The following is a 26,385-nucleotide window of genomic DNA, read 5'->3' as shown; positions in this document are numbered from 1 at the left end:
AATTCGTCTGCCCCATCAAATGGGTTTTATGCTATACTATATTAGTGATAATTTTGCATCTAATGTCCAATACGTTGGGGGGAAGAGGACTAGAAATATGGCTGGTAAGAACAGAGTTAAACTAAAGGGGAGACTTAAGTCTTATTTTCGCGTCTTTACATATCTTGGAATCCTGCTGGCGCTGGTCAATCTGGCGGTGTTTACTGTCAGTATCACTGCCGGTCTGATTCTTCTTGCATTCACAGGACTTTATTTCATTGCGGTTTTGTATATGCATTTCTACAGCAAGCCCATCATTATGAATGAGCTTGTCAGCTTTGCTACGGAGTATGGTCAGATCCAGAAAAAGCTTTTGAGGGAACTTGATCTTGCTCACGCGGTACTTGATGACACCGGCAAGGTTGTCTGGACCAACTCGGCGTTTGAGAAGATCGTTCATCAGGAGAGAGGATACAGAAAGTCCATAACATCTCTTTTCCCAACCATTACTGTAGAGAAGTTCCCGGTTGGATATGAGGAGCTCTCCTACGAACTAGAATATGAGAACAGCAACTACACCATGAAGCTCAAGAGGATCTCGTTAAAAGAGATGGCGACCAACAGCGACATCATAGATGCCGAGGGGTATGACGGAAGCCTTATAGCTGTTTATCTGTTTGATGAGACAGCACTTAAACTGGCAATTCAGGAAGTAGATAATCAGTCACTGGCAGCAGGACTTATTTATCTTGATAACTACGAAGAGGCGCTGGACAGCGTAGAGGAAGTAAGAAGATCTCTTTTGACCGCTCTTATCGACCGTAAGATCAACAAGTACATCGCTTCCTGTAACGGTATTACCAAGAAGATTGAGAAGGATAAGTACTTCGTTGTAATGCCCAAGAAGTCATGTGAACTTTTAAGGGAACAGCGATTTGATATCTTGGAGGATGTAAAGACTGTTAATATCGGTAATGAGATGGCAGTTACCTTGAGTATCGGTATCGGTCTTAACGGACTCTCCTATGCGCAGAACTACGAGTTTGCAAGAAATGCCATCGACGTTGCTCTCGGACGAGGCGGAGATCAGGCGGTTGTCAAGACTGCGGACAGCATCTCCTACTACGGAGGCAAGAGCCAGCAGATCGAGAAGAGTACAAGGGTTAAGGCAAGAGTTAAAGCTCACGCCCTTAGAGAGATCATTTCAGGCAAAGACGATGTCATCGTAATGGGACACAGAATGGGTGATGTAGACAGCTTCGGATCCTCCGTTGGTATCTACAGGATCGCCAAGACTTTGGACAAGAAGTGCCACATCGTTTTAAACGATGTCACAACTTCCATGCAGCCACTGGTTGACCTGTTCAAGTCCAATCCAGAGTACGAAGATGACATGATCATATCCAATCAGCAGGCCATTGATATGGCAGGCAACAACACGGTTCTTGTGGTAGTTGATGTTAATAAGCCCAGCATTACCGAGTGCCCTGAGCTTCTTAGATTCTGCAAGACCATAGTTGTTCTCGATCACCATAGGCAGGGGGCAGAGGTTATAGAGAACGCCACACTTTCCTATGTTGAGCCATATGCTTCATCAGCTTGTGAGATGGTATCTGAGATCCTTCAGTACATCGGTGACAACGTCAAGATCCATGCAGAAGAGGCTGACAGTCTCTACTCAGGCATCATGGTAGACACCAACAACTTCATGAACAAGACCGGTGTCAGAACCTTTGAGGCAGCAGCGTTCCTTCGCAGAAACGGCGCAGACGTAACAAGAGTAAGAAAGCTCTTCAGAGAGGACGTAGGCGAGTACAAGGCCAAGGCTGACGCAGTAAGCCAGGCAGAGATCTACAAGGGCAGATTTGCAATATCGGTTCTTACCAATGACGATATTTCAAGCCCGACCATCGTTGGCGCTCAGGCAGCCAATGAACTTTTGAACATCAAGGGCGTAAGAGCCAGCTTTGTATGCACTGACTACCAGAATCAGGTATATGTCAGCGCCAGATCCATCGATGAAGTCAATGTACAGGTCATCATGGAGAAGCTCGGCGGAGGCGGTCACATGAGCAGCGCCGGATGTCAGATGGAAGGCGTCTCAGTCAATGAGGCCATTGCCACACTTAAGAAGACACTTGATAAAATGCTAGAAGAAGGAGAATTGTAATATAATGCAGGTTATTTTATTAGAAGACGTAAAGAGTTTAGGAAAAAAGGGCGAGGTCGTTAAGGTAAGCGACGGATACGCCAAGAATATGCTTATCCCCAAGAAGCTGGGCGTAGAGGCTACTCAGAAGAACCTCAACGAGCTCAAGAACCAGCAGAAGAGGGATTCAATCGTTGCCAAACAGCAGCTTGACGAAGCTAAGGCTTACGGTGAAAAGATTGCCGAGAAGACAGTTCAGCTCACCATGAAGGCCGGTGAAGGCGGAAGAGTATTCGGTTCTGTTTCATCAAAAGAGATCGTGACAGCCGCCAAGCAGCAGTTCGGATTTGACATTGACAAGAAGAAACTTCAGATGCCTGAGCCCATCAAGGCTTTCGGCACCTATGAGATACCCGTTAAGCTTCATCCACAGGTTACAACCACTTTGAAGGTTCAGGTAAAGGAACAGTAATATGCAGGAAGAGACCATTCTGAAAAGAGTGGCACCAAACAGCCTTGAAGCTGAGCAGTCCGTTGTGGGCGCCATGCTTCTTGACAGGGAAGCCATTCACGTAGCATCTGAGATAATAACGGCAGATGACTTCTATAACAAACAACTTGGAATACTGTTCCAGACCATGGAGGAGATTGAGGCTGACGGAAGAGTGGTGGATGTTGTCACACTTCAGGACAGACTAAGGGACAAGAATGTATCGGCACAGACCAGCAGTGCAGAGTATCTGGCAAGCCTTGTTGATGCAGTTCCAACCTCAGCCAATGTCAAGTATTATGCCCAGATCGTTGCTGAGAAGTCCACACTCAGAAAGCTCATCCACGTCAGCGAAGATACCATCAACAACTGCTACAACAATGCAGATGACATGGAAGGAATCCTCAATGATGCTGAAAAGAGCGTATTCCAGATAACACAAAAGAGAAATACCGGAGAGTTCGTTGCCATCGACAAGATCGTTATGAACGCTCTGGACAGAATAGAGAAAGCCAGCAAGACCACAGGAAACGTAACGGGTCACGCCACCGGTTTTACAGATCTTGATTATGACACAGCAGGCTTCCAGCCTTCAGATCTCATACTTATCGCAGCAAGACCTTCAATGGGAAAGACGGCTTTCGTTCTTAACATCGCTGAGCACATGGCTTTCCATGATGATAAGTGTGTTGCCATCTTCTCGCTCGAGATGAGTAAGGAGCAGCTGGTAAACCGTCTGTTGTCCATGGAGTCCCATGTTGATTCACAGCACATCCGTACCGGTAACATGTCAGACATGGACTGGGAGAACCTCATTGAGAGTGCTGATGTAGTTGGAAAGAGCAGACTTATCATCGACGATACTCCCGGTATCTCGATCCAGGAGCTCCGCTCAAAGTGCAGAAAGTACAAGATGGAGTTTGGACTTCAGGTAATCATGATCGACTACCTGCAGCTCATGACAGGAGGAACAGGAAGAGGTTCAGAATCCAGACAGCAGGAGATTTCAGACATTTCCCGTGCTCTCAAGGCTCTTGCCAGAGAGCTCAACGTTCCTGTTGTTGCGCTCTCACAGCTCTCCCGTGCGGTTGAGCAAAGACCGGACCACAGGCCCATGCTTTCAGACCTTCGTGAGTCCGGAGCCATCGAGCAGGATGCGGATATGGTAATGTTCATCTACAGAGATGACTACTACAATAAAGACACTGAGAAGAAGGGCGTTGCTGACATCATTATTGCCAAGCAGAGAAACGGCCCTATCGGAACGGTGGAGCTTATGTGGCTTCCACAGTTCACTAAGTTTGCCAATCTTGAAAAAGGAAGATAAAAAAAGAGCCTTTCGGCAGATGCCGAAAGGCTCATGTTTTTGTATTCAATTAACCCTGAGAGATAGCTGAAACAGGGCACTGAGCAGCACATGATCCGCAATCGATACATGTGTCAGCGTCGATAACGTACTGTGTGTCTCCCTGAGAAATAGCTGAAACAGGGCACTGAGCAGCGCATGATCCGCAGCTGATGCAACCATCACTAATAACGTATGCCATAATAAATTCTCCTTCCGTAAATAAAAAAGTTACTACTAATGTGTAGCATAACAAAGCGGCTTAGCCATACCTGCCTTTGTTACTTATTTATCATAATATAGAAAAAGTGATTAATCAATAACAATAACGAAAACTTTTATCAGATTAATTGATAAAAATATTATAAATTGGCTGACAATCTTTTATAAAAATGGTACTATGGAAGACGGCAGAATACGTGCATTTCATCCGTACACAGCTATTTTCTATGGGAGGAAAAAGAGTGTGGACGGTGTTTTTGTGCGTTTTTGATTCTAATCAAGTTTTTACAACACTTATTGTCGTATACTGACAATTGTGTAAAAAGCCAAGAACTCACAATATAATAAGGTAGGAGGAATTAAAATGGCAAGAAACATGAAAACCATGGACGGTAACGAAGCTGCTGCATATGCTTCATATGCATTCACTGAAGTTGCCGCTATGTACCCAATCACACCATCATCTGTTATGCCTGAGCATGTAGATGAGTGGGCAACAGCCGGAAAGAAGAACATTTTCGGCCGTACAGTTCAGATTACTGAGATGCAGTCTGAGGCTGGTGCAGCAGGTGCTGTACACGGATCACTGGTAGTAGGTGCTCTTACATCTACATACACAGCTTCTCAGGGACTTCTTCTTATGATCCCTGATATCTACAAGGTAGCTGGTGAGAGACTTCCAGGCGTATTCAACGTATCAGCTCGTTGCGTAGCTTCTCACGCTCTTAACATCTTCGGTGATCACTCTGACGTATATGCTTGCCGCCAGACTGGTGCTGCTATGCTCTGCGATTCTAGTGTACAGGAGGTTATGGACTTAACACCTGTTGCTTACTGCGCAGCAATCGAAGGCAGAATTCCTTTTATTAACTTCTTTGATGGATTCCGTACTTCACACGAGATTCAGAAGATCGAAGTATGGGATTATAAGGATCTCGATGAGATGGTTAACCATGAAGCAATCGATGCTTTCAAGGCTGGCGCTCTCAATCCTAATCATCCTTGTCAGATGGGCTCAGCTCAGAACCCTGATATCTTCTTCCAGACAAGAGAAGCTTGCAACACAGGTTACAACGAGCTTCCTGCAATTGTTCAGAAGTACATGGACAAGGTTAATGCTAAGATTGGTACAGATTACAAGCTCTTCAACTACTACGGCGATCCTAACGCAGAGGTAGTTATCGTAGCTATGGGTTCTGTAAACGATACAATCGAAGAGACAATCGATTACCTTGAGAAGCAGGGCAAGAAGGTTGGTGTTGTAAAGGTTAGACTTTACAGACCTTTCTCAGCTAAGGCTCTTGTTGATGCTATCCCTGATTCAGTTAAGAGAATCGAAGTTCTCGACAGAACTAAGGAGCCCGGTTCATACCGTGAGCCTCTTGCTCTTGATGTTATCGCAGCTCTTAAGGGAACAAAGTTTGAGTCAGTTCCTGTATTCTGCGGACGTTACGGCCTTGGTTCCAAGGATACAACTCCTGCTCAGATCGTTGCTGTATTCAACAACGACACTAAGGAAGAGTTCACAATCGGTATCGAAGATGATGTAACAAATCTTTCACTTGATGCCGGTGCACCTCTCGTTACAACACCTGAGGGAACAACAAACTGCAAGTTCTGGGGTCTTGGTGCTGACGGTACTGTTGGTGCTAACAAGAACTCCATCAAGATCATTGGTGATAACACAGACATGTATGCTCAGGCATACTTCGATTATGACTCTAAGAAGTCAGGCGGTGTTACAATGTCTCACCTTAGATTTGGTAAGAAGCCTATCAAGTCAACTTACCTCATCAAGAAGGCAGACTTCGTAGCTTGCCACAATCCTTCATACATCCGCAAGTTCAACATGGTTCAGGAGCTTGTTGATGGAGGATCATTCCTTCTTAACTGCCCTTGGACAGTAGATCAGCTTGAGGCTGAGATCCCCGGACAGGTTAAGAAGTTCATGTATGACCACAAGATCAACTTCTACATCATGAACGGTTCTAAGATCGGTGTTGAAGTTGGAATGGGACCTACAAGAATTAACACAATTCTTCAGTCTGCATTCTTCAACATCACAAAGATAATTCCTGAGGAAGACGCTATCAAGTTCATGAAGGACGCTGCTCAGAAGACATACGGCCGTAAGGGTGAAGATGTTGTTAAGAAGAACTGGGATGCTATCGATGCCGGTGCAGATCCTAAGAACCTTATCAAGGTAGAGATTCCTGAGTCATGGGCTAACGCACAGGATGAGGGTCTTGAGTTCAAGAAGGCAGAAGGATCAAGAAAGGATGTTATCGACTTCGTTAACAACATCCAGTCAAAGGTTAACGCTCAGGAAGGTAACACTCTTAAGGTTTCAGAGGTTCTTCCTTACGTTGCAGGTGATACACCTTCAGGATCAGCTGCATACGAGAAGAGAGGTATTGCAGTAAATGTTCCTAAGTGGAATGCTGAGAAGTGCGTACAGTGTGGCTTCTGCTCACTCGTATGTCCTCACGCTGCAATCCGTACAGTTGCTCTTACAGACGACGAAGTTGCTAAGGCTCCTGCAGGTCTTGAGACTAAGGACCTTAACGGCGTTCCCGGATACAAGTTCTCAGTTGTTATCTCTGCTCTTGATTGTACAGGTTGCGGATCTTGCGCAAATGTATGTCTTGGAAACAAGCAGGGTGAGACCCTTAAGATGGGTGCTATTGCAGACAACAAGGACGAGCAGGTTTACTTCGATTATGCAGTAACTCTTCCTATCAAGGATGAAGTTGTTGAGAAGCTTAAAGAGACATCTATCAGAGGTTCACAGTTCAAGCAGCCTCTCCTTGAGTTCTCAGGCGCATGTGCTGGTTGTGGTGAGACACCTTACGTTAAACTTGTTACTCAGCTCTTTGGTGAGAGAATGTACGTTGCAAACGCTACAGGATGTACATCAATCTGGGGTAACTCTTCACCTTCAACACCTTACACAGTAAATGCTAAGGGACAGGGTCCTGCATGGGATAACTCACTGTTCGAGGATAATGCTGAGTTTGGTATGGGTATGGTACTCGCTCAGAATGCTCTCCGTGATGCAATCAAGGAGAAGGTTGAGGAGATCGTTGCTGCTGGTGGCGCTGCTAAGGATGCTGCTCAGAAGTGGCTCGATACATTCTCAAATGGTGCTGAGAACTTCGCTGCTACAGATGCTCTTGTTGAGGCTCTTGCAGGCGACAACTCAGACGCAGCTAAGTACGTTCTTAAGAACAAAGACTTTGCAGCTAAGAAGTCACAGTGGATCTTCGGTGGTGACGGATGGGCATTCGATATCGGATTCGGTGGTCTCGATCACGTACTTGCTTCCGGTAAGGATGTAAACGTACTCGTTGTAAACACTGAGGTTTACTCAAATACAGGCGGACAGTCATCTAAGGCTACACCTACAGGTGCTGTTGCACAGTTCGCTGCAGGCGGAAAAGAGATCAAGCAGAAGGATCTTGCTTCTATCGCAATGAGCTATGGTTATGTATATGTTGCACAGATCGCTATGGGTGCTAACATGCAGCAGACCATCAACGCAATCAAAGAGGCAGAGGCTTATCCGGGACCTTCACTTATCATCGCTTATGCTCCTTGTATCAACCAGGGTCTTAAGGCCGGCATGAACAAGGTTATGGATGAGGAGAAGAAGGCTGTAGCTACAGGATACTGGGATATGTTCAGATTCAATCCTGAGGCAGAGAACAAGTTCACTCTTGATTCCAAGCCTGCTACAGAGGACTTCCAGAGCTTCCTTGATGGTGAGGTTAGATACCTTTCACTTAAGCTCAAGAATCCTGAGAGAGCTGCTAAGCTCAATGCAGCTGCTGCAGAGCACGCTAAGGAGCACAGAGCTTATCTTGAGAAGCTGGTTGCTCTTTACGGAAAAGATTGATCTTTCGATCATCTGAGAGTTAAACAGATATAATAAAAACCCCATGGCTGATGGCCATGGGGTTTTTTTATATACATCGTTAAATTTTTGAAAGTGTCTGCACTGCGTTATCTTTGATAACTACAGTGAAGTGCTCAGCCAGATAGTGCTCATCTGCTGTGTTACCGATCTCTGTCTGACCGTACTCGGTAAGAAGAGAGCAGATGTTTGCAAATACTGCACTGTCTATGTCACCCTGATGAAGTATCAGGTAGTACTTACCTTTTGCTTCGTTCTTGTAGAGAGTATTTACTCCACAGAACTTGCGATTAACTATTGCTGCGAATTTAGTAACCTCGTGAAGGGAATTGAATGAGAAGATTCTTGATCCCTTTCTGCTTGGAACGCCCTTTTTCTTGGGGCCGGATGTTTTCTCTTTAACCTTCTTGGAATCTGACTGTGATCCGAAAGGAGTATCGATGAAGTCGCTCATGTTGCTGTGCTGAAGTCTCTTGAAAAGACTCATCACATCCTCTTCCTCATCCTCTTCTTCCTCATCGTACTCGTAGTCTTCATCCTCATCGTCCTCATCCTCGTCCTCTTCATGAACGGAAGGAGCGAAATTGGAGAACCTGGTATCAAGTTCATCCGGATCCTCTACCTTGGTTATTATAAGGACAATACATTCTGAGTTGATGGGAATGGCCTCGATCATAAGTGGAGTATCTTCGGCGTCAAATCCAAACTCTATATTTGCCTGCTGCATCATGTCCTGGAAAAGCTCTTTTGCCTTGTCCGTTCCATATGCAAGCTCAGTAATCTTGAGGTCTCTCTTCGCAAGGTCATCTCTGGTAAGTGTACATCTGATCTGGTGATCGTTTACTTTTTCAATCTTCATGATGCATACCTCCTCTCCTGACTTTGGAATACATAGATATTAAGTGCTTAAATATACTATGTCAATAGGTATATCGTCATTTTAATGCTAAAAACCTACCATCTACATAAAATCTTAAGAATTCTACAAAAAATCTTAAGAAATTTCGACGGTAAATCTTAAGATTTTGCTGTTAACATTGTTTCTTGTGAGGCGCTCCTGCGAGACTTAAGTCCGGAAAGGAGGCGTGATAGGGAAATTTTAAACTTCTATTTTTCTTTTTTCTTACCAATGCGGTAAGATGTCTTAGTAGTTTCAAATATGATTCCCCTAAGAACAAACAACAAACAAAATTCAGACAAACAAAATCTTTTATTTCTACTTAAATTATACCATATTTTGTACGAGTCAAAATATGTAGCGGAAGGATTTGTGGTTGGGCGCTTCTAAATATTAAAATATGTCAACACCAAAAACGGGTATCTGAACTTACCACTTGAGGAATTTATCACGTGTATTGCCTTTTGGGAATCTGGTATCCGAATGGCGAAAGGAAAATCCATAATAACAATCAACCTTTGCAAAATGGACCCCACCATGCACACCAAGTTAGTTTTAACATAGATTGTTAACAGGATAGGAGTACTTTCATTAATGACGTAAACTTAATAGTCTGTTATAATATAGGGCGATTGTAAAGGAGCTAGGATATGAAGAAAAAGATACTTCCGGCGATTATTATAATCGTCCTTATTTTTATTTTTGCAGGTATTTACGTGGGTCAGGAGATGCTCAAGAAGTACTCCTACAGCACAGAGAAGGCTGATCTTGAGGCCTATTTCGGAGTAGAAGGCGATAATGATGTTCCAATCATTTTAGGCAATGAGAAGATCGAAGAGCACGCTAAGCTCTTTGACGGCTACTACTACATGGATTTTGCTTCTGTTCAGAAGTACCTCAATGACCGCTTTTATTACGGAGTAGAGGATGGAACACTTCTCTACACAACACCCACAGCGGTTATTACAAATGTCATCGGCACAAGCGCCTGGTCAGACAGCGAGGGCGGAAGCTCTGAAGAGAGCTACGTTATCTCAAGGCTTGAGGGAGAGACTCTCTACATTGCCCTTGATTATGTAAAGAAATACGCAAACTTCTATTATGAAGGTTTCGATAATCCAAATCACTTACAGCTCACCACAAGCTGGGAGGATGAAGAGGTTGCTACCATCTCCAAGAACACTCAGATTCGCTTAAGAGGCGGAGTAAAGAGTGAAGTCCTTGAGGAAGTAAAAAAGGGAGATCAGGTAATCGTTCTCGAGGAGCTTGAGAACTGGACCAAGGTTAAGAGCGCAGATTCCTTCATTGGTTATGTTGAGAACAAGAGACTTAAGGATAAGACCACAAAGAGCCCTATTCCTGTTGAGGATTATGTAGAACCTGAATTTACAGGAATCTCCAAGGATGGCATGGTTAACCTTGGCTTCCACAACATCGGAGGTGTAGCAGGTAATGATACAATAACCGATGTTTTATCAAACGCTAAGAGCCTTAATGTTCTTTGCCCAACATGGCTTGCAGTAACAGGCAATGATGGAACAATCAGAAGCTTTGCAACATCTTCTTATGTCAACACTGCCCATGACAAGGGCATTGATGTGTGGGTGCTTCTTGATAACTTCACCGGTGGAAGCGAAGTTTCATCCCATGAGTTCTTATCTCACGCATCCAGCAGAGCTGCCATCATCAGCAAAGCTGTTGAGGAGACACAGGCAGTCGGAGCAGACGGCATCAACCTTGACTTTGAGCTTATCGCAACAGAGGATGGTCAGTCCTTTGTTCAGTTCATGAGAGAGCTGTCCATCGCCTGCAGAAAGGCAGGGCTTGTTTTCTCAGTAGATAACTATGTGCCTATGAATTTCAACGATCACTATGATCTTGAGGAGCAGGGGATTTTTGCTGATTATGTCATCATCATGGGATATGATGAGCACTACGGCGGATCTCAGGAGGCAGGTTCTGTTGCTTCTCTTAAATATGTAGAGAACGGTATCATCAAGACTCTTGAAGACGTACCGGCAGAGAAGGTCATCAATGCAGTTCCTTTCTACACCAGAATCTGGCGCACCACAGACGGCAAGGTTTCCAGCGAAGCAGTTGCCATGAAGACTGCCAAGGAATTTATCGCAAACCACAACATCGACATGCAGTGGAATGCAGAGGCAGGACAGAACTACGGAGAATACACACAGGACGGAACCCTGGTTCAGATCTGGATGGAAGATGAGACAAGTATCGGACAGAAGATCGACTCCATGAGAGCCAATAATATAGCAGGAATCGCAGAGTGGTCACTTGGCATGGAATCCCCTGAAGTATGGGATCTCATCGCTTCATATGTAGGTGGCTGATAAGAATTATGAATACAGAGCTTTATAAGATAGAAGAACACAATATTGATGCTGCGGCAAAAGAGATACTGAAGAAGGCCGGAGATATTATAAAAGAAGGCGGGCTTGTTGCCTTTCCTACCGAGACGGTTTACGGTCTTGGCGGAGATGCCTTAAATCCCGAGTCTTCAAAGAAGATCTACGCAGCAAAGGGAAGACCTTCCGACAACCCCCTGATAGTCCACGTGGCAACCATGGAGGATGTGGAGGCAATTGTGGATGAGGTGCCGGAGGCAGCTTACAAGCTGGCAGAGGCCTATTGGCCCGGCCCCCTTACCATGATAATGAACAAGAATGAGAAGGTTCCCCACGAGACCACAGGAGGCCTTGATACTGTAGCAATCCGTATGCCAAACAATGAAATTGCCCTTGAGCTTATAAGACAGTCCGGTGGATATATCGCAGCACCCAGTGCAAATACATCGGGACGTCCAAGTCCCACCCTCGCTAGATACTGCGTAGAGGACCTCTCAGGCAAGATTGAAATGATCATCGACGGTGGCCAGGTTGGCATAGGCCTTGAGTCAACAATCGTGGACCTCACATCAGAGGAGCCCATGATACTTCGCCCCGGTTACATCACTCAGGATATGTTAAAAGAGGTGCTGGGAGAGGTCACAATTGACAGGACCATTATAGATGCAGCTTCGACCGAGAAGCCCAAGGCTCCCGGAATGAAATACAGACACTATGCTCCCAAGGGAAGCCTTACAATAGTTCAGGGAAGCCAGCAGGAGGTAGTGGACTATATAAATTCCAAGGCAAAAGAGGCTATGGCAGAGGGCAAGAGAGTCGGCATCATCGGAACTGATGCGACCAGTACTCTCTACAGTGCAGACGTCATTAAGAGCGTAGGCAACAGAGAAGACGAAGCAACCATCGCCCACGAGCTCTTTAAGGTCCTCAGGGAATTTGATGATGAGAATATTGATATCATGTTCTCAGAGTCTTTTGACGAGAGTGGAATCGGCCAGGCAATAATGAATAGGCTTTTGAAGGCCGCAGGCCATAATGTTATAATACTATAGTGGAAGGAAGTACAAAGAAATGATAGCTATTGCAAGTGATCACGGCGGATTTGATCTTAAGGAATCAGTTAAGAAGCACCTTACTGAGAGAGGTTTTGAGGTCAAGGATTTCGGAACTTATGACAAGAATTCCTGCGACTATCCTGACTTCGGAAGGGCAGCAGCAGAGGCTGTAGCATCAGGTGAGTGTGAGAAGGGAATCGTTATCTGCACAACAGGTATCGGAATCTCAATCGTAGCCAACAAGGTTCCCGGAATCAGATGCGCTCTTTGCAGCGAGACAACAACAGCAAGACTTACAAGAGAGCATAACGATGCCAACGTTCTTGCCATGGGCGGCGGAATGACAGGCGAGCTCCTTGGTAATGAGATCGTAGATGTTTTCCTGGATACTCCTTTTTCAGGCCTTGAGAAGCATGCAAGAAGAATATCCAAGATAGAAAAATAATAATTTTAATCAGGAGGATGCGTATGAGCAAAGTAGTAATTATGGATCATCCTTTGATCCAGCACAAGATTGGATTTATCAGAAGAACAACAACAGGAACAAGAGATTTCAGAGAGACCATCAGCGAGATCGCTATGCTGATCTGCTATGAGGCAACAAGAGATCTTAAGCTTCAGGATGTAGAGGTAGAGACTCCTATCTGCAAGACAACAGTCAAGGAGCTTAAGGGCAGAAAGCTCTGCGTAGTTCCTATCCTTCGTGCAGGACTTGGTATGGTAGACGGAATGCTTACACTTATTCCTACAGCCAAGGTTGGTCACATCGGTCTTTACAGAGATCCCGAGACCTTAAAGCCTGTAGAGTACTACTGCAAGATGCCTGCAGATGTTTCCGAGAGAGAGATTTTTGTAGTTGACCCTATGCTGGCAACAGGCGGTTCATCGGTTGCAGCTATCCAGATGCTCAAGGACAGAGGATGCAAGCACATTCACTTCATGTGCATCATCGCAGCTCCTGAGGGACTTAAGGCTATGCAGGAAGCACATCCTGACGTAGACATTTACGTTGGAGCACTTGACGAGCATCTTAACGAGCACGGATACATCGTTCCCGGACTTGGAGATGCAGGAGATCGTATTTTCGGAACCAAGTAATAGTGGGATTGTAGCAAATATGGGGGGAGATCATATGAAGCGTGAAGACTACATTTCCTGGGATGAATATTTCATGGGTGTTGCAAAGCTTGCAGCCATGCGTTCCAAGGACCCTAACACTCAGGTTGGAAGCTGCATTGTAAGCGAAGATAACAACATCCTTTCCATGGGATATAACGGCTTTCCAAAGGGCTGTTCTGATGAGGAGTTTCCCTGGGACAGAGAAAGCGATGATGAGCTTTGCACCAAGTATCCGTACGTTACCCACAGCGAGCTTAACGCCATCTTAAACTACCGCGGCGGAAGTCTTGTGGGTGCCAAGATTTATGTATCTCTTTTCCCGTGTAATGAATGTGCCAAGGCTATAATACAGTCCGGCATTAAAACGGTTGTATATGACGATGACAAATACAGCCAGACACCGTCAACAAGGGCATCCAAGAAGATGTTCGATGCTGCCGGTGTGAGATATTATCAGTACACAAGAAGCGGAAGGGCCATCAAGATCACTATCTGACACCATGAATCACAGGAAGAGCTTTTTTGCAAAAGACAATTTCATAGCCGGAGTTCTTTTGAAGACGACAGCTCTTTTCTGTGCGGTCATCATGCTCTTTGTAAGCATGCCGATAACTGCAGGTGCCACGGATTCTACCAAGCAGCAGCTTGAGAATGCCAAGAAGGCCAAGGAGCAGACTCAGGGTCAGCTCGAGGATACCAAGGACGACATTGCCGAGATGAATGAGGAGAAATCCTCACTTCAGGGGCAGCTTAACAACTTGAACTCTCAGCTGACTGAGGTCAGTAACAATCTGGAGTCTTTGGAAGAGCAGATCGGCGATAAGGAAACCGAGATCGAGAATACCCTGGCTGAGCTGGAAGCAGCAAGGAATATCGAGGAAGAGCAGTATGCTTCCATGAAGAAGCGTATTCAGTTCATGTATGAGAAGCAGAATAACATGATGCTGGGAATGTTCTTCGGAGCCAACAATTTCGCGGATTTCCTTAACAAGAACAACTATATTGAACAGCTTTCGGCCTACGACCGCAAGATGTTCAATGAATACGTTGAGACCAGGCAGCTCATCGAGGAAAAAGAGGCTGTTCTGGAACAGGAAAGAGAGCAGCTTGAGGATTATAAGGTCAAGGAGCAGGCCGAGCAGAGCAGAGTTTCAGGTCTTGTTAATCAGACCTCCGGATCCATCAAGCAATATGCCAACGATATCTCAGATGCCGAAGCCAAGGCCCAGGCTCTTGAGGATCAGATAAAGGCACAGGAAGCAGACATCAAAAAGCTTGAGGCCAAGCTTGCCGAAGAGATGAGGATGTCCAGACTTGCCAAGAACTCCACCTGGAGAAATATTTCGGAAGTTAAATTTGCCGAGGGAGACATATATCTTCTGGCAAACCTTATCTACTGCGAAGCCGGGTCAGAACCCTATGACGGAATGCTGGCAGTTGGCTCTGTTGTTATCAACAGGGTATTGTCTTCAGTTTATCCGGATACGGTGGTGGGAGTTATTTATCAGAACAAGCAGTTTTCACCGGCATCAAGCGGAAGGCTTGCACTGGCACTTGCCGATGGAAAAGCAACAGCAGCCTGTTACCAGGCTGCCGATGAAGCAATGAAAGGTTATTCGAATGTAGGCAACTGCGTATATTTCAGAACGCCGGTGCCGGGACTTTCAGGAATCAACATTGGTGGGCATGTATTTTACTGATCTTTGCCCTCAGCTTTTATAAGTTCTTCAATAGGGGCCGCAAGTGGCTCTATACCATCTGTATAGATTTCATTCAGGAGCCTGTTCAGGGAGAGCAGGCTCTTTTTAAGAAGAGTCTCGTTTATTAGGCGTTTCTCAAAGGCCTCGGACAGCTCGTCCAGGTCCACAACCCTGATCTTACCTGAGGGGTAAACAACAACGTCAGCAAGAAGGTCTATGATATGAAGCTCGTTTTTGGCTTCGTTCAGTTCATAGTCAACCACATCGAAGTACCAGAAGAGAAGTTCACCGTCTCTTTTTAAGAACTTGCTGATCCTGTAGCCTCTGTCCAGGTAAAAACAGGAATAGCCATCGGAAAAATCGCGGCGCTCCTTGATAACGTGCCACTTGGTCACGATCATGGAATCCGTCCGCTTTAGAATAATATCATCCTTAAGTTCCACGCATTCATCCGGGATGAAGCGCCTGCGAAATAGCGTTAAATTATTCATACAAAAATAATATACTAGCGAAAATTGAAAGTCAATTATGCAGGATAAATCGATTAGACTAACAATATTAAAAACAATCTACTTCATAGTAGTTCTTGTCATAGCGATGCTTGTCGTAAGTCACTTCTCCAATGGGGACAATGCAGATATGTCTGCCCCCATGTCCGAGGCCACACTTCCCATGGTGACGCTTGTCAGTGGGGACAGAGAGGTAAATCCTCTTCACGGCTACACTTCAGAGCTTGATCTTAGTTACCTTCGCGGCACTATAATGCCGATCGGAGCAGCAAGGGATGTTCACTACAAGGTAAATACTTTCGGAAACAAGGTCTGGAACCTTGGCTTTGAAGTCAGGAGCATAGACGGCAAGAGCCTTGTCGAGAACACAGAGATCACGGATTACAAGGAAAACGCTGATTACATCGAAGGCTCTTTTGTCCTGAAAGACCTTATAAACCCGGGGCAGGAGTACATGCTGGTAATCCTCATGGATACTGAGATCGGAAAGGCCAGATACTACTCAAGGTTTGTCTGGACTGAGGACGATTCTAAGTACTACATGGATGAGGAGCTGGATTTCGTTCTGGGATTTTCCGAGGCAACCTTCAGTAAGACAGAGGCTCAGGAGTACACCAAGTATCTTGAGTCCAACGGTGATGGCGACAACACTACCTTCAATAAGGTGAACATTCACTCGAGCTTTAACCAGGTGACCTGGGGAGATATGACCGTTACAAAGCACACTGAGCCGGAGGTATTTGTTAAGGACCTTCATGGACAGACCGGTATCTATGAGCTCATGTACAGGGTTACTATCAAGGATGGCACTGCCAGCAGGCTCTACAACGTGACGGAGTGCTACAGGGTAAGATATACGTCGGACAGAATGTACCTTCTCAACTTTGAGAGGACTATGAACTATGTGTTTGATTCATCTTCCTATGCGCTTGGAACCAACACTATTGCAATGAATATTTCAAGTCCTGACCTTCAGCTGGTGGAGAGCAGCGGCGGAAGCGCCTTTGCTTTTGTCAGTGAGAACAGGCTTTACATGTTCAACAACTCAGAGAGTAAGCTCGCTTACCTCTTTGGTTTCTATGATACAAACAACGATGATCCAAGGACCAGATGGCAGGATCATTCCATCAAGATCTTGAAGGTGGATGAGGCAGGAAACGTAAGGTTCGCTGTTGCAGGTTACATGAACCGCGGAATCCATGAGGGTGCTGTCGGAATCGCAGTCTATGACTATGATTCAGCTATGAACTCTGTGGAGGAGCAGGTCTTCGTAGAGAGCGTTCAGTCTGCAGAGATTCTTTGTAACTACGTTTCGAACATAGCCTACGCAAGCAGCGCAGATATCTTTTACGTAATGCTGGATCAGAATATTTACGCCATAGACCTGCTTGGCAAGTCAGCAAGCCTCGTGGCTCAGAACATCGGAGCAGGAGAGTACAAAATCTCAAGGTCTGAGAGCACCATAGCATGGCAGAGCGATCTAAAGAGCCTTAAGCTCATGAACCTCAGTAACAGAGTGGAGTCAGAGATAAAGGCAGAGCCGGGAGATCACATAATCCTGCTGGGATTTATGGGAGAGGATCTTGTGTATGGTTTGTGTCATGCATCGGACGTTGGCGTTGATACAATGGGCAATCCTCTTTATGCGATGTACAACATAAGGATTGGTGACCTTGATGGAAACATCCTTGAAAACTACCATCCAAGCGACATTTATGTGACAGGCGTGTCAATCGGAGAAAATCAGATAAAGCTCACCAGAGTCGTGAAGGATGAATCCGGTGAGAATTATATTTCAACCTACGACGATCAGATAACCAGCACACTTAAACCGGAGACCGGAAACAATCTGGTTACAGTGGTCTCTGTAGATGTATTTGAGAAAATTGTTCAGATCACAACAAAGAGTGATATTAAGTCCAAGCAGCTAAGAGTTCTTACACCTAACCAGACGCTGTTTGAGGGCAGCAGAAATGTTAAGCCCGATATAGAAAGAGATACCAAGGAAAAGCCTTTCTACTATGTATATGGCATGGATGGAATCAGGGCTATCTATACTAATCCGGCGGATGCTGTCAAACTAGCGAACGATGCGCCTGGCATGGTTGTCAGCGATGACAATGATTATGTATGGCTCAAGGGAAATCTCCTTCGCTCAAACCAGAACATGACCATAACAAGAACCGCCGAGAGCTACGAGGGTATGGATGAGATCAGTTCAACTGCTGTCTGCATCGATCTGATGCTCAGGTATGAAGGTATCAACAGGAATGTTCAGTCACTTCTTGATGAGGGCGAGAGCGTAGTCAGCATCTTAAAGAGCTCGCTCCCGGATGCCCAGATATTGGAACTGGATGGTTGTCCGCTGTCAGCTATGTTATACTATGTCAATCAGGACATACCGGTTCTGGCAATGTTAAATGACGGATCATCGATGCTGGTGATCGGTTTCAATGACCTCAACACGGTGCTTATGAATCCGCAGACAGGCCAGGTTTATAAGTATGGAATGAATGATTCGGACAAGCTCTTTTCCGATAATGGATACCATTTCATCACTTATATAAAATGAAAGGATAGGCAATGACAGATAACAGAAACGACGATCTCGATTTCAGGGAGGTCAATGAAGAAGGGGAGAAGCTGACATCTGATGAGAAAGTAGATGCTCAGGATACTTCTGCTAAGGATTCTTCAAACAATGACAAGACAGAGCAGCCTCAGTACGAGGATGTGTGCTTTGTCTGCAGAAGGCCTGAGAGCAAGGCGGGCAAGATGTTCCACCTTCCCAACAATATATGTATATGTGATGACTGCATGCACAAGACAATGGAGGCAGTCAGCCAGTTTGATTACAATAATCTCTTGAACAACCCGAATCTTATGAATGAGCTTAACAAGAACTCAGGAGGCTTTCCTAACTTTGGCTTCTTTAACATGGACGGGTTTAATGGCGGAAATAACTTAGGCGGTGGAATCCCCAACTCACAGAAGATCAAGAAAAAGAGCGAGAAGGCTGAAAAGCCCGTTATCAACATTAAGGATATTCCCGCTCCTCACAAGATAAAGGCCAAGCTCGATGAGTACGTCATCGGACAGGATAAGGCCAAGAAGGTCATGAGTGTTGCTGTTTACAACCACTACAAGAGAGTTGCGACAGACACCATGGATGAGATTGAGATCGAGAAGTCTAACATCCTGCTCCTTGGACCTACAGGAAGCGGTAAGACATATCTGGTCAAGACGCTGGCAAGGCTCCTTGATGTGCCTCTTGCCATAGCTGATGCTACATCTCTGACAGAAGCCGGATACATCGGCGATGATATCGAGAGCGTAGTAAGTAAGCTCCTGGCAGCAGCCGGCAATGATGTTGAGAAGACCGAGCACGGTATCATCTTCATCGACGAGATAGACAAGATTGCCAAGAAGAAGAACACCACATCCCGTGATGTCAGCGGAGAGTCCGTTCAGCAGGGAATGCTTAAGCTCCTTGAGGGCTCCAATGTGGAAGTTCCCGTGGGTGCCGGCAGCAAGAACGCCATGGTTCCTCTGGCAACCGTTAATACCAGAAATATCCTCTTTATCTGTGGAGGTGCATTCCCGGATCTTGAGGAGATCATAACCCAGAGACTCAACAAGCAGACTTCCATCGGTTTTGATGCTGACCTTAAGGACAAATACGAGAATGATCCGGATATTCTTACCAACGTAACCATTGAGGATCTCAAGAAGTTTGGTATGATTCCGGAGTTCTTGGGAAGACTTCCTATCATCTGCACACTGCGTGCCCTTGATAAAGACATGCTGGTTCAGATCTTGAAGGAGCCCAAGAACGCTATCCTTAAGCAGTATCAGAAGCTTCTTGCGCTTGATGAAGTTGATCTTAGATTTGATGATTCCGCTCTTGAAGCTATTGCCGAGAAGGCTATGGAAAAAGAGACCGGAGCGAGAGCTCTTCGTGCGATCATCGAGGAGTTCATGCTGGATATCATGTATGAGATTCCCAAGGATGAGAACATTGGTCGTGTGACCATCACCAGGGACTATATAGAAGGAAAGGCTTCGCCGATCATTGAGATAAGGGGCGAGAGCGTGCCAAAGCTTCCGAAACTTAATACAGAAGCGGCAAAAGAAGTATAAATAAGTGGGGAGTAAATGGGAGTCAGTGGGGACGGTTCTCTTGGGGAGTCAGGGGGGACGGTTCTCTTTGACTCCCTTTTTCGATAATCAAAAGGTATAAAACACCTAAACAAAAGGGAGTCAAAGAGAACCGTCCCCCCTGACTCCCCAAGAGAACCGTCCCCACTGACTCCCATTGACTCCCTTATTTCAGTTTACTCAAATGTCACAAACGTTCCAGCCTTGCCCTTAAGCGCATCCCCTACAGTACTGATGGATGTGATAAGAACCGAACCGTTATGGTTAGCCTCAAGGAACTCAATAGCTGCCTCAACCTTAGGAAGCATATCAACTTCTCCGAACTCACCGGCAGCGATATACTCTTTTGCCTGAGCAACATTCATCTTAGTGATGGGCTCTTCCTCAGGTGTCTCGAAATTCTTATAAACATAAGGCACTGAAGTCAGAATAATGAGCCTGTCAGACTTAAGGTCTGTAGCGAGCTTGCCGGCAATGGCATCCTTCTCGATGACAGCGGACGCGCCCTTAAGTACATGACCCTGCTGGATTACAGGAATTCCGCCGCCTCCGCAGCAGATGACTTCCTGACCTGCGTCAACCAGTGCTCTGATGGCGTCGATCTCAACGATGTCGATGGGCTTAGGCGCTGCGATTATTCTGCGATAGCCGTTTCCGGGCTCTTCTCTTACAAAATTACCCTTCTTTATCTCAATATCCGCATCTTCCTTGGACATGTTCCTTCCGATGGCCTTGGTTGGCGCATAGAAAGCCTCGTCATAAGGATCAACGGTAACCTGAGTTAGAATGGTGCTGACAGGAGTTGAAATACCGCGGCTTGAAAGCTCTGTCTTTAGCGAATTCTGAATATCGTATCCGACATAACCCTGGCTCATGGCGTTACATACGCACATTGGAGCGGGAGTGTAGTCGATATAGATCCTGTGAAGCTCAGTCATGGCCTTGTGTATCATGCTGACCTGCGGACCGTTAGAGTGGGTGATCACCAGCTGATATCCGGCCTCCACCAGATCTGCCAGGGCCTTTGCTGTGATCTTGGTAGCTGTGAGCTGGTCGTTTGTTGTTACGCCCAGTGCCTCGTGACCAAGGGAAACTACTGCTTTGATGTTGTCCATTTCATCCTCCTATGAGCTATTTAGATAAAAACATTTTAGCTTATCGATATAATATGTGCAAAATGATGATTGAATTTTTCAAAATAGAATTGTATTATATAGCCTTGTCGGTAACTCGTTAATTTTTGTTTGCCATTTCTGTTGGCGGATCGGATATATATGAAGAAAACAAATACCAAGGACCTTACAGTCGGCAATCCCATGGGCCTTATCTTCGGCTTTGCCCTGTCGCTCTTTTGGGGAATGCTGTTCCAGCAGCTCTACAATATCATAGATACAGCTATCGTCTCATGGTTTTTGGGAAAAGAGGCTTACACCGGCGTAGGTACTACCGGAGCCATCAACTTCCTTATCATGGGGTTCTGCATGGGAGTCTGCAACGGTTTTGCCATCCCCGTAGCTCAGAGATTTGGGGCAAAAGACCTAAAGAGCATGCGCAAGTTTGTATCCCATGCCATTATTTTATGCGTTATCCTGGCATCTGTCATGACATTTTTTGTCAGCATATTCTGCAGACAGATCCTTGTTGCCATGTATACACCGGCGGACGTTCTTGACTACGCCTACAAATATATCCTGGTAATATTCCTTGGAATACCGGTTACATATATGTACAACCTGCTCTCGGGTATCATCAGAGCCCTTGGCGATTCCAAGCACCCTGTGCAGTTCCTTATCATTGCATCTATTGTGAACATCGGCCTTGACCTTCTGTTCATCATACCTCTTAATATGGGTATCACAGGTGCAGCCCTTGCAACAGTAATTTCCCAGGGACTTGCGGGAGTTATGTGTCTTATCTTTATTATCAGAAAGATCGAGATACTTCAGCCCTCAAAAGAGGATTGGGTTTTGGACAGCTCACATTTCCTCATCCTGCTTAACATGGGCCTTCCCATGGGACTTCAGTATTCAATCACTGCAATCGGAAGCGTAATCCTTCAGACTGCTATCAACGGACTTGGCGTAGATGCAGCAGCTGCAGTCACAACAGCCGGTAAGGTAGGAATGTTCTTCTGTATTCCTTTTGATGCCCTTGGTTCAACCATGGCAACCTACGGCGGACAGAACGTCGGAGCCAAGCAGCTCGACCACCTTCAGAACGGTCTTGTTGCAGCCATCAAACTGGGATGCGCTTATTCGCTTATAGCTTTTGTTGTCCTTTACTTCTTCGGAAGAAGCTTTGCAATGATATTCCTGGAGGCAGGAGATGTGGCTTGTCTTGATAATGCTCATCTCTACCTGATAATAAATAGTGCCTTCTATATACCGCTGGCTCTTGTAAACATCGTAAGGTTCCTCATCCAGGGAATGGGATTCTCACTCTTTGCAGTACTTGCCGGAGTGATGGAGATGATCGGAAGAACCATTGTTGCGGTGGTTTTGGTGCCTATATTCGGATTCCCTGCCCTTTGCTTTGCAAGCCCCATAGCCTGGGTTCTTGCGGATGCATTCCTGATTCCGGCTTACATTTCTGTGAAAAAGAAACTTGCCCGTATCTTCAGGGGTCAGGTGGAAGTCTACTAAATAATTCGGAAACGCTTTGTGGCGTTTCCGATTTTTTTATTCATTGATATGAGTTGTCATGTGCGGATCAAGATCGGGATTGATCTTGGTGATCCTTCGGTCATAGGTCATAAGACCGTTCACCTCTTCCTCAACATCGCTGACCTGTGTGTAAACTGCTCCGCAGAGTCCCTTTGGAATAAGAGGTTTCATGCTTGCGTTTATAAGGTTGTAATATGCGACGCCCAGAGTATCGAGGTTGTCGTATTTTTTATATCCGTAAATCCTGTCAACACTGCTGTGACCGTCAATGTGGCAGGCAAGTCCGCCGTACTCGGAGATAACAAAGGCGCGCTCTTTTTCCTTCTCTACATCAAGGGGTCTGAAGTAGTTGTGGACGCTTCTGAAATTGCCGCTGCCCTCGTCAAACCAGCCACTGGCCTGGTCGATTGGACGGGAGTCATCAAGCTCTTTTGCCATAATGGTGGCACTTGCGGCGTTGAACTGCCCCCAGCCCTCGTTGAAGAGAACCCAGGTTGCGATGCTCGGTACGTTGTAGAGATAGCTGATGGTGCCCTTCATCTCCCAAAGCCACTCGCTGCGGCCCTCAGCAGAGCCCCTTGAGAAGGTCTTGTAATGGGAAGGACCATCGCTCATGCGGCCGAAGATCTTGGGGAACGCAGTCGGAAGATAGGAGACCACGGGCTTGGCGTAGCTTGAGCCTCCGCTTACCATATCCTGCCAAACGATCATTCCAAGTCTGTCGCAGTGGTAGTACCAGCGCGCGGATTCCACCTTGATGTGCTTGCGCATCATGTTAAAGTGAAGGCGCTTCATTTCCTTGATGTCGTAGATAAGAGCATCGTCTGTCGGAGCTGTGTAGAGTCCGTCCGGCCAGTAGCCCTGATCCAGAACTCCCATGAGGAAGTACGGCTTATGATTTAAGCAGAACCTCGGAGTTCCCTCGCTGTCAGGCTCCACGGTAAAGCTTCTCATGGCAAAGTAAGAAGTGACATGGTCGTCACCAATCTGGATGTGCAGAGGATACAGATATGGGTTCTCCGGAGTCCAGAGATGCGCATCATCTATAGTGAAGTTAAAGCCGTAGTAGTACTGCTCGGGAGCCTTCTGTCCTTCAACCGTGCAGGGACATGTGTCTGAGGCAAAAGACAAGTCTTCCGCAAATTTAGTTTCATAACCGCCTGAAGCTTCTGCTGACTTTATCATTTCATGTCCCGGGAATTTAACGGATACCTTGCCGGGAAGGTTGGTTGAAACTTCGATGAAAAGAGTCTTAAGATCGCTCTCGGGGCGGATGCGGATCTGTTTAATGTATGTAGCCGGAACTTCTTCAATCCAGACAGTCTGCCAGATTCCGCTCTGACAGGTGTAGTACATTCCGCCGCGGCGAAGTGTCTGCTTGCCTCTTGAGTGATAGGAGGAGTCGCTGGTGTCGGAGACTCTCACTGAAAGGTAATTGCCCTCGACAGCTCTTTTATCCTCTGAGAAATTGAGCTGGTCGGTGATATCGATGGTAAAAGGAAGATAGCCGCCCTTGTGGGATGCCACGAAGGCGCCGTTTACATAGACGTCGGCGAACTGATCCACAGCACCGAAATGGAGCAGGATCCTGGAATCTTCATATTTTCTGTTGATGGTGGGAAGAGCTCTTTTGTACCAGAGAAACTGGTCCGGCTCAAGGCGCCTCTCAACTCCGGAGAGCATGGCCTCGGGCGAGAAGGGTACAAGTATCTGACCGTCCATCTGTGACGGTATCTGAGAAGCAAAAGAGTCATTGAGGCTCTTGTTGTCGAATTCCGTTGGTGCCGGGACTATGCAGTAATCCCAGTAGCCGTTTAAGTTTATATAGCTGTCCCTGACAAATTGGGGTCTTGGATACTCGGAAAGTACGTGGTCCTTATCAAGGTTTTCTCCCCAGGGGGTAAAGAGCCTGTTGAGGACGTCGTCTTCATGTGGCTTATCTATACTTCTGAGTGCATCAATGAGGTCCATAGGAACACCTTTCTTAATCTGTAGTAGTTTGCTGCCCTGCAGCTGTTGCGATGAGATCCTGATAGAATGCGCAGTTTGTGGCATTTCTGTATGCGCTGACCCACAGAAGCGGGATGAACATCGTGATCGCGCCAAGGAGATAGAGCGGAATGAAGGACATATTCAGGTAAAAGAGCCTGAAGACATTGCCTTTCATGAGTCTCCTGCTGGTTGCCAGGATCTCTTTTGCCGACCTGTCAGGAAAGTCGTGGAGTATGTAAAACGCCTGGGAGTAGATAAGACCAACGATGATATTGATGATCAGGCCGATTCCAAGAAGTAGGAAGGCGGTCGCCACATCGCTGGCAGCTCTGGTTGCAGCATACCTCATCACGAAGAGCTGTGCAGGAACGCTGGCAATGAAATCAACCAGTACGAAGAGTGCCTGGATGGTCACGGCTTTCTGCGGCTGCTGACGCAGTCCGAAAAAGACATCTGCAGTGGCCACGGGCTGTGAATACAAAAGATTCATGTAAAGATAAGCTCTTCCGGACACAAGTACACCCAGAAGAATGTTTATGATTATGGTTATTAAACTGTTGATGATTATTAAAAGGATGCTTCCCGTACCTGAAACGGTCGAGAAACCGGAGACCAGAAGCTGGATAGCCAGAATAAGCAGATTTGCTCCGATCAGAGTTCCGTATTTTCCGAGTGACTGTTCTTTTGCGATAGCTTTAAGCTCCGCCGATGACTTGTAGTTCAAAGTAAAATGCTCCCCAATAATTCCCCCGTAGTTCATTTAGCCGGCCATGTCGACATTTGCTCCCAAAAGGCCCTGCTTGTTAAGGCCTTTTCTTGCCTGAACATAAGGATTTTCTTCATTGCTGTATGCAATCTTGGTGCAGGTCTCACCACCTGCAACATAGGTACGTCCGCATTCGGGACATACTGCGGTTCTGATAGATACTGAAGCCTGAAGGACCTTGCCATTGTTCATGGCTGCATCCTTGTAGGCGTTGCTCACGTGCTCAGCCTCATGTCCGCGGACTCTGGAAGCTGCTGCTTGTGGGCTTATATGCTGCGCAGATTTAAAAGAAACCATCTCGTCGGAACCGTCCTGATACTTGCGGTTCTTGCAGGTTTCACATTCTGCGGGAGAAACTCTTTTGCCGGGATTGGCCTTGGTTGACTCGCCCGGATTTAATATGGCTTTGCCGGCTCCTTCTGCTGCGGCTGCTGAACCTGCTGCTATTGCGCCGCTCTGCATTCCCATAGCATAAGAGCTGTTGTATGCACTGTATCCACCTATTGCACCGATACCCATAGGCACCTCACTTCCATGCCTGTGCCGGGGATTAGCCGTCTATCTGCACGCCTAATTCCTTAAGCATTTCGTCAAAGCTTACGCCGTTCATCTGCTTCGAGATCGTATTTAGCTGTGCACGGGACTGCGGATCTGTGAGGACAGTGTAGAGGTCGTAGGTAAAAACACCGTATCCGACTACAATACCTATTGATCCATAAAGGATGGCTTTCTTGGCCTGAGGAAGGAGTTTCTCAAGTGTACCCTTACTCAGTATTGCAAGAATTATAGCTACGCCTCCGATGACTACGCCTAAGTTCAAAAACAAACAAAGGGGTATGGAAGCCAGCCCCAACACTAAAGCAGTACCTGCTAAAGCTAAATGCCCATCATTTCCCATCAAAACTTTTCCTCACAAAACCTCATTCTTACTATAGATATTACACTAAAAACGCGTCTTTTTCAATGTTTGTGCGGGATTGCCAAGTCTTGAAAAGTGTCCGAAATGCTTGGTATAATATGGGAGTGCGCATTGTTTATGAAAAATTAAGCTAAATTTCTTA

Annotated in this window: 21 protein-coding genes; 13 read left to right on the top strand and 8 right to left on the bottom strand. The window is 46.1% G+C overall.

Annotated features, from left to right (window positions below; genetic code table 11):
• Nucleotides 1-97 precede the first annotated feature (97 nt).
• The 3 genes from G589_RS0114115 to dnaB are packed head-to-tail and all read left to right on the top strand — an operon-like array spanning nucleotide 98 to nucleotide 3,945.
• On the top strand, nucleotides 98-2,149 hold the full coding sequence (locus G589_RS0114115; RefSeq protein ID WP_026522578.1) for a DHH family phosphoesterase: 2,052 nt from the start codon (nucleotides 98-100) through the stop codon (nucleotides 2,147-2,149).
• Between the two features lie 4 nt (nucleotides 2,150-2,153).
• Entirely contained in the window at nucleotides 2,154-2,600 is a 447-nt protein-coding gene (rplI, locus tag G589_RS0114110) for a 50S ribosomal protein L9 (protein WP_022770741.1), read from the top strand.
• Nucleotide 2,601: 1 nt separating this feature from the next.
• A complete protein-coding gene (gene dnaB / locus G589_RS0114105; RefSeq protein ID WP_026522577.1) occupies nucleotides 2,602-3,945 on the top strand; it encodes a replicative DNA helicase in 1,344 nt (447 codons plus the stop codon).
• Nucleotides 3,946-3,994: 49 nt separating this feature from the next.
• Here dnaB and G589_RS0114100 read toward each other — a convergent pair whose 3' ends face one another.
• A complete protein-coding gene (locus G589_RS0114100; protein WP_022766260.1) occupies nucleotides 3,995-4,165 on the bottom strand; it encodes a DUF362 domain-containing protein in 171 nt (56 codons plus the stop codon).
• A gap of 384 nt (nucleotides 4,166-4,549) precedes the next feature.
• On the opposite strand from G589_RS0114100, the gene nifJ reads away from it, so the two are divergent.
• Nucleotides 4,550-8,080 (top strand): pyruvate:ferredoxin (flavodoxin) oxidoreductase, encoded by a 3,531-nt coding sequence (gene nifJ, locus G589_RS0114095; protein ID WP_026522576.1) that lies wholly within the window; start codon nucleotides 4,550-4,552, stop codon nucleotides 8,078-8,080.
• A 79-nt stretch (nucleotides 8,081-8,159) separates the two neighbouring features.
• Here nifJ and G589_RS0114090 read toward each other — a convergent pair whose 3' ends face one another.
• Nucleotides 8,160-8,957: an adaptor protein MecA gene (locus G589_RS0114090; RefSeq protein ID WP_026522575.1), complete on the bottom strand. Its 798-nt coding sequence runs from the start codon at nucleotides 8,955-8,957 to the stop codon at nucleotides 8,160-8,162.
• Nucleotides 8,958-9,646: 689 nt separating this feature from the next.
• Between G589_RS0114090 and G589_RS0114085 the strand changes: the two genes are divergently transcribed.
• The 6 genes from G589_RS0114085 to G589_RS0114060 are packed head-to-tail and all read left to right on the top strand — an operon-like array spanning nucleotide 9,647 to nucleotide 15,236.
• On the top strand, nucleotides 9,647-11,347 hold the full coding sequence (locus G589_RS0114085; protein WP_026522574.1) for a glycosyl hydrolase family 18 protein: 1,701 nt from the start codon (nucleotides 9,647-9,649) through the stop codon (nucleotides 11,345-11,347).
• Between the two features lie 8 nt (nucleotides 11,348-11,355).
• Nucleotides 11,356-12,414, top strand: coding sequence for an L-threonylcarbamoyladenylate synthase (locus G589_RS0114080; RefSeq protein WP_026522573.1), 1,059 nt, complete (start codon nucleotides 11,356-11,358; stop codon nucleotides 12,412-12,414).
• 19 nt (nucleotides 12,415-12,433) lie between these two features.
• A complete protein-coding gene (gene rpiB, locus G589_RS0114075; RefSeq protein ID WP_022770747.1) occupies nucleotides 12,434-12,862 on the top strand; it encodes a ribose 5-phosphate isomerase B in 429 nt (142 codons plus the stop codon).
• 23 nt (nucleotides 12,863-12,885) lie between these two features.
• Nucleotides 12,886-13,515, top strand: coding sequence for a uracil phosphoribosyltransferase (gene upp, locus G589_RS0114070; protein WP_022770748.1), 630 nt, complete (start codon nucleotides 12,886-12,888; stop codon nucleotides 13,513-13,515).
• A 34-nt stretch (nucleotides 13,516-13,549) separates the two neighbouring features.
• The gene (locus G589_RS0114065; RefSeq protein WP_022770749.1) at nucleotides 13,550-14,032 is read left to right on the top strand and encodes a deoxycytidylate deaminase; all 483 of its coding nucleotides are present in this window, start codon (nucleotides 13,550-13,552) and stop codon (nucleotides 14,030-14,032) included.
• A gap of 4 nt (nucleotides 14,033-14,036) precedes the next feature.
• A complete protein-coding gene (locus tag G589_RS0114060) occupies nucleotides 14,037-15,236 on the top strand; it encodes a cell wall hydrolase (protein WP_081669061.1) in 1,200 nt (399 codons plus the stop codon).
• Here G589_RS0114060 and G589_RS0114055 read toward each other — a convergent pair.
• Nucleotides 15,230-15,679, bottom strand: a complete 450-nt coding sequence (locus G589_RS0114055) for a DUF402 domain-containing protein (RefSeq protein WP_242826456.1) — start codon at nucleotides 15,677-15,679, stop codon at nucleotides 15,230-15,232. The two genes, G589_RS0114060 and G589_RS0114055, sit on opposite strands and share 7 nt — an antisense overlap.
• Nucleotides 15,680-15,764: 85 nt before the next feature.
• Between G589_RS0114055 and G589_RS0114050 the strand changes: the two genes are divergently transcribed.
• The gene (locus tag G589_RS0114050) at nucleotides 15,765-18,317 is read left to right on the top strand and encodes a hypothetical protein (RefSeq protein ID WP_051192402.1); all 2,553 of its coding nucleotides are present in this window, start codon (nucleotides 15,765-15,767) and stop codon (nucleotides 18,315-18,317) included.
• Between the two features lie 11 nt (nucleotides 18,318-18,328).
• Nucleotides 18,329-19,885: an ATP-dependent Clp protease ATP-binding subunit ClpX gene (gene clpX, locus G589_RS0114045; RefSeq protein ID WP_026522570.1), complete on the top strand. Its 1,557-nt coding sequence runs from the start codon at nucleotides 18,329-18,331 to the stop codon at nucleotides 19,883-19,885.
• Nucleotides 19,886-20,079: 194 nt separating this feature from the next.
• On the opposite strand, the gene arcC is transcribed toward clpX, so the two are convergent.
• Nucleotides 20,080-21,018: a carbamate kinase gene (gene arcC / locus G589_RS0114040; RefSeq protein WP_026522569.1), complete on the bottom strand. Its 939-nt coding sequence runs from the start codon at nucleotides 21,016-21,018 to the stop codon at nucleotides 20,080-20,082.
• Nucleotides 21,019-21,177: 159 nt separating this feature from the next.
• On the opposite strand from arcC, the gene G589_RS0114035 reads away from it, so the two are divergent.
• Nucleotides 21,178-22,545 (top strand): MATE family efflux transporter, encoded by a 1,368-nt coding sequence (locus G589_RS0114035; RefSeq protein ID WP_026522568.1) that lies wholly within the window; start codon nucleotides 21,178-21,180, stop codon nucleotides 22,543-22,545.
• Nucleotides 22,546-22,581: 36 nt separating this feature from the next.
• On the opposite strand, the gene G589_RS20080 is transcribed toward G589_RS0114035, so the two are convergent.
• From G589_RS20080 to G589_RS0114015, 4 genes are read right to left on the bottom strand one after another with little or no spacing between them, the layout of a single operon-like run.
• Entirely contained in the window at nucleotides 22,582-24,537 is a 1,956-nt protein-coding gene (locus G589_RS20080; RefSeq protein WP_035776178.1) for a glycoside hydrolase family 2 protein, read from the bottom strand.
• 13 nt (nucleotides 24,538-24,550) lie between these two features.
• The gene (locus G589_RS21320) at nucleotides 24,551-25,282 is read right to left on the bottom strand and encodes a DUF975 family protein (protein ID WP_051192401.1); all 732 of its coding nucleotides are present in this window, start codon (nucleotides 25,280-25,282) and stop codon (nucleotides 24,551-24,553) included.
• Nucleotides 25,283-25,318: 36 nt separating this feature from the next.
• On the bottom strand, nucleotides 25,319-25,843 hold the full coding sequence (locus G589_RS0114020; RefSeq protein WP_026522567.1) for a hypothetical protein: 525 nt from the start codon (nucleotides 25,841-25,843) through the stop codon (nucleotides 25,319-25,321).
• A gap of 31 nt (nucleotides 25,844-25,874) precedes the next feature.
• Nucleotides 25,875-26,180, bottom strand: a complete 306-nt coding sequence (locus G589_RS0114015) for a hypothetical protein (protein WP_155832554.1) — start codon at nucleotides 26,178-26,180, stop codon at nucleotides 25,875-25,877.
• Nucleotides 26,181-26,385 lie beyond the last annotated feature (205 nt).

It is taken from the genome of Butyrivibrio sp. VCB2001, from assembly GCF_000423965.1.
GTDB lineage: Bacteria > Bacillota > Clostridia > Lachnospirales > Lachnospiraceae > Butyrivibrio.
The sequence above is the reverse complement of the archived record's forward strand: the minus strand, read 5'-3'. Positions and strand labels throughout refer to the sequence as shown.

Coding starts and splice junctions, on each gene's coding strand:
- dnaB (WP_026522577.1), top strand. CDS start 2,602: ATGCAGGAAGAGACCATTCTGAAAAGAGTGGCACCAAACAGCCTTGAA.
- G589_RS0114050 (WP_051192402.1), top strand. CDS start 15,765: ATGCAGGATAAATCGATTAGACTAACAATATTAAAAACAATCTACTTC.
- G589_RS0114080 (WP_026522573.1), top strand. CDS start 11,356: ATGAATACAGAGCTTTATAAGATAGAAGAACACAATATTGATGCTGCG.
- G589_RS0114090 (WP_026522575.1), bottom strand. CDS start 8,957: ATGAAGATTGAAAAAGTAAACGATCACCAGATCAGATGTACACTTACC.
- G589_RS20080 (WP_035776178.1), bottom strand. CDS start 24,537: ATGGACCTCATTGATGCACTCAGAAGTATAGATAAGCCACATGAAGAC.
- G589_RS0114035 (WP_026522568.1), top strand. CDS start 21,178: ATGAAGAAAACAAATACCAAGGACCTTACAGTCGGCAATCCCATGGGC.
- arcC (WP_026522569.1), bottom strand. CDS start 21,018: ATGGACAACATCAAAGCAGTAGTTTCCCTTGGTCACGAGGCACTGGGC.
- rpiB (WP_022770747.1), top strand. CDS start 12,434: ATGATAGCTATTGCAAGTGATCACGGCGGATTTGATCTTAAGGAATCA.
- clpX (WP_026522570.1), top strand. CDS start 18,329: ATGACAGATAACAGAAACGACGATCTCGATTTCAGGGAGGTCAATGAA.
- G589_RS0114100 (WP_022766260.1), bottom strand. CDS start 4,165: ATGGCATACGTTATTAGTGATGGTTGCATCAGCTGCGGATCATGCGCT.
- G589_RS0114085 (WP_026522574.1), top strand. CDS start 9,647: ATGAAGAAAAAGATACTTCCGGCGATTATTATAATCGTCCTTATTTTT.
- rplI (WP_022770741.1), top strand. CDS start 2,154: ATGCAGGTTATTTTATTAGAAGACGTAAAGAGTTTAGGAAAAAAGGGC.
- G589_RS0114115 (WP_026522578.1), top strand. CDS start 98: ATGGCTGGTAAGAACAGAGTTAAACTAAAGGGGAGACTTAAGTCTTAT.
- G589_RS0114020 (WP_026522567.1), bottom strand. CDS start 25,843: ATGGGTATCGGTGCAATAGGTGGATACAGTGCATACAACAGCTCTTAT.
- G589_RS0114060 (WP_081669061.1), top strand. CDS start 14,037: ATGAATCACAGGAAGAGCTTTTTTGCAAAAGACAATTTCATAGCCGGA.
- upp (WP_022770748.1), top strand. CDS start 12,886: ATGAGCAAAGTAGTAATTATGGATCATCCTTTGATCCAGCACAAGATT.
- nifJ (WP_026522576.1), top strand. CDS start 4,550: ATGGCAAGAAACATGAAAACCATGGACGGTAACGAAGCTGCTGCATAT.
- G589_RS0114065 (WP_022770749.1), top strand. CDS start 13,550: ATGAAGCGTGAAGACTACATTTCCTGGGATGAATATTTCATGGGTGTT.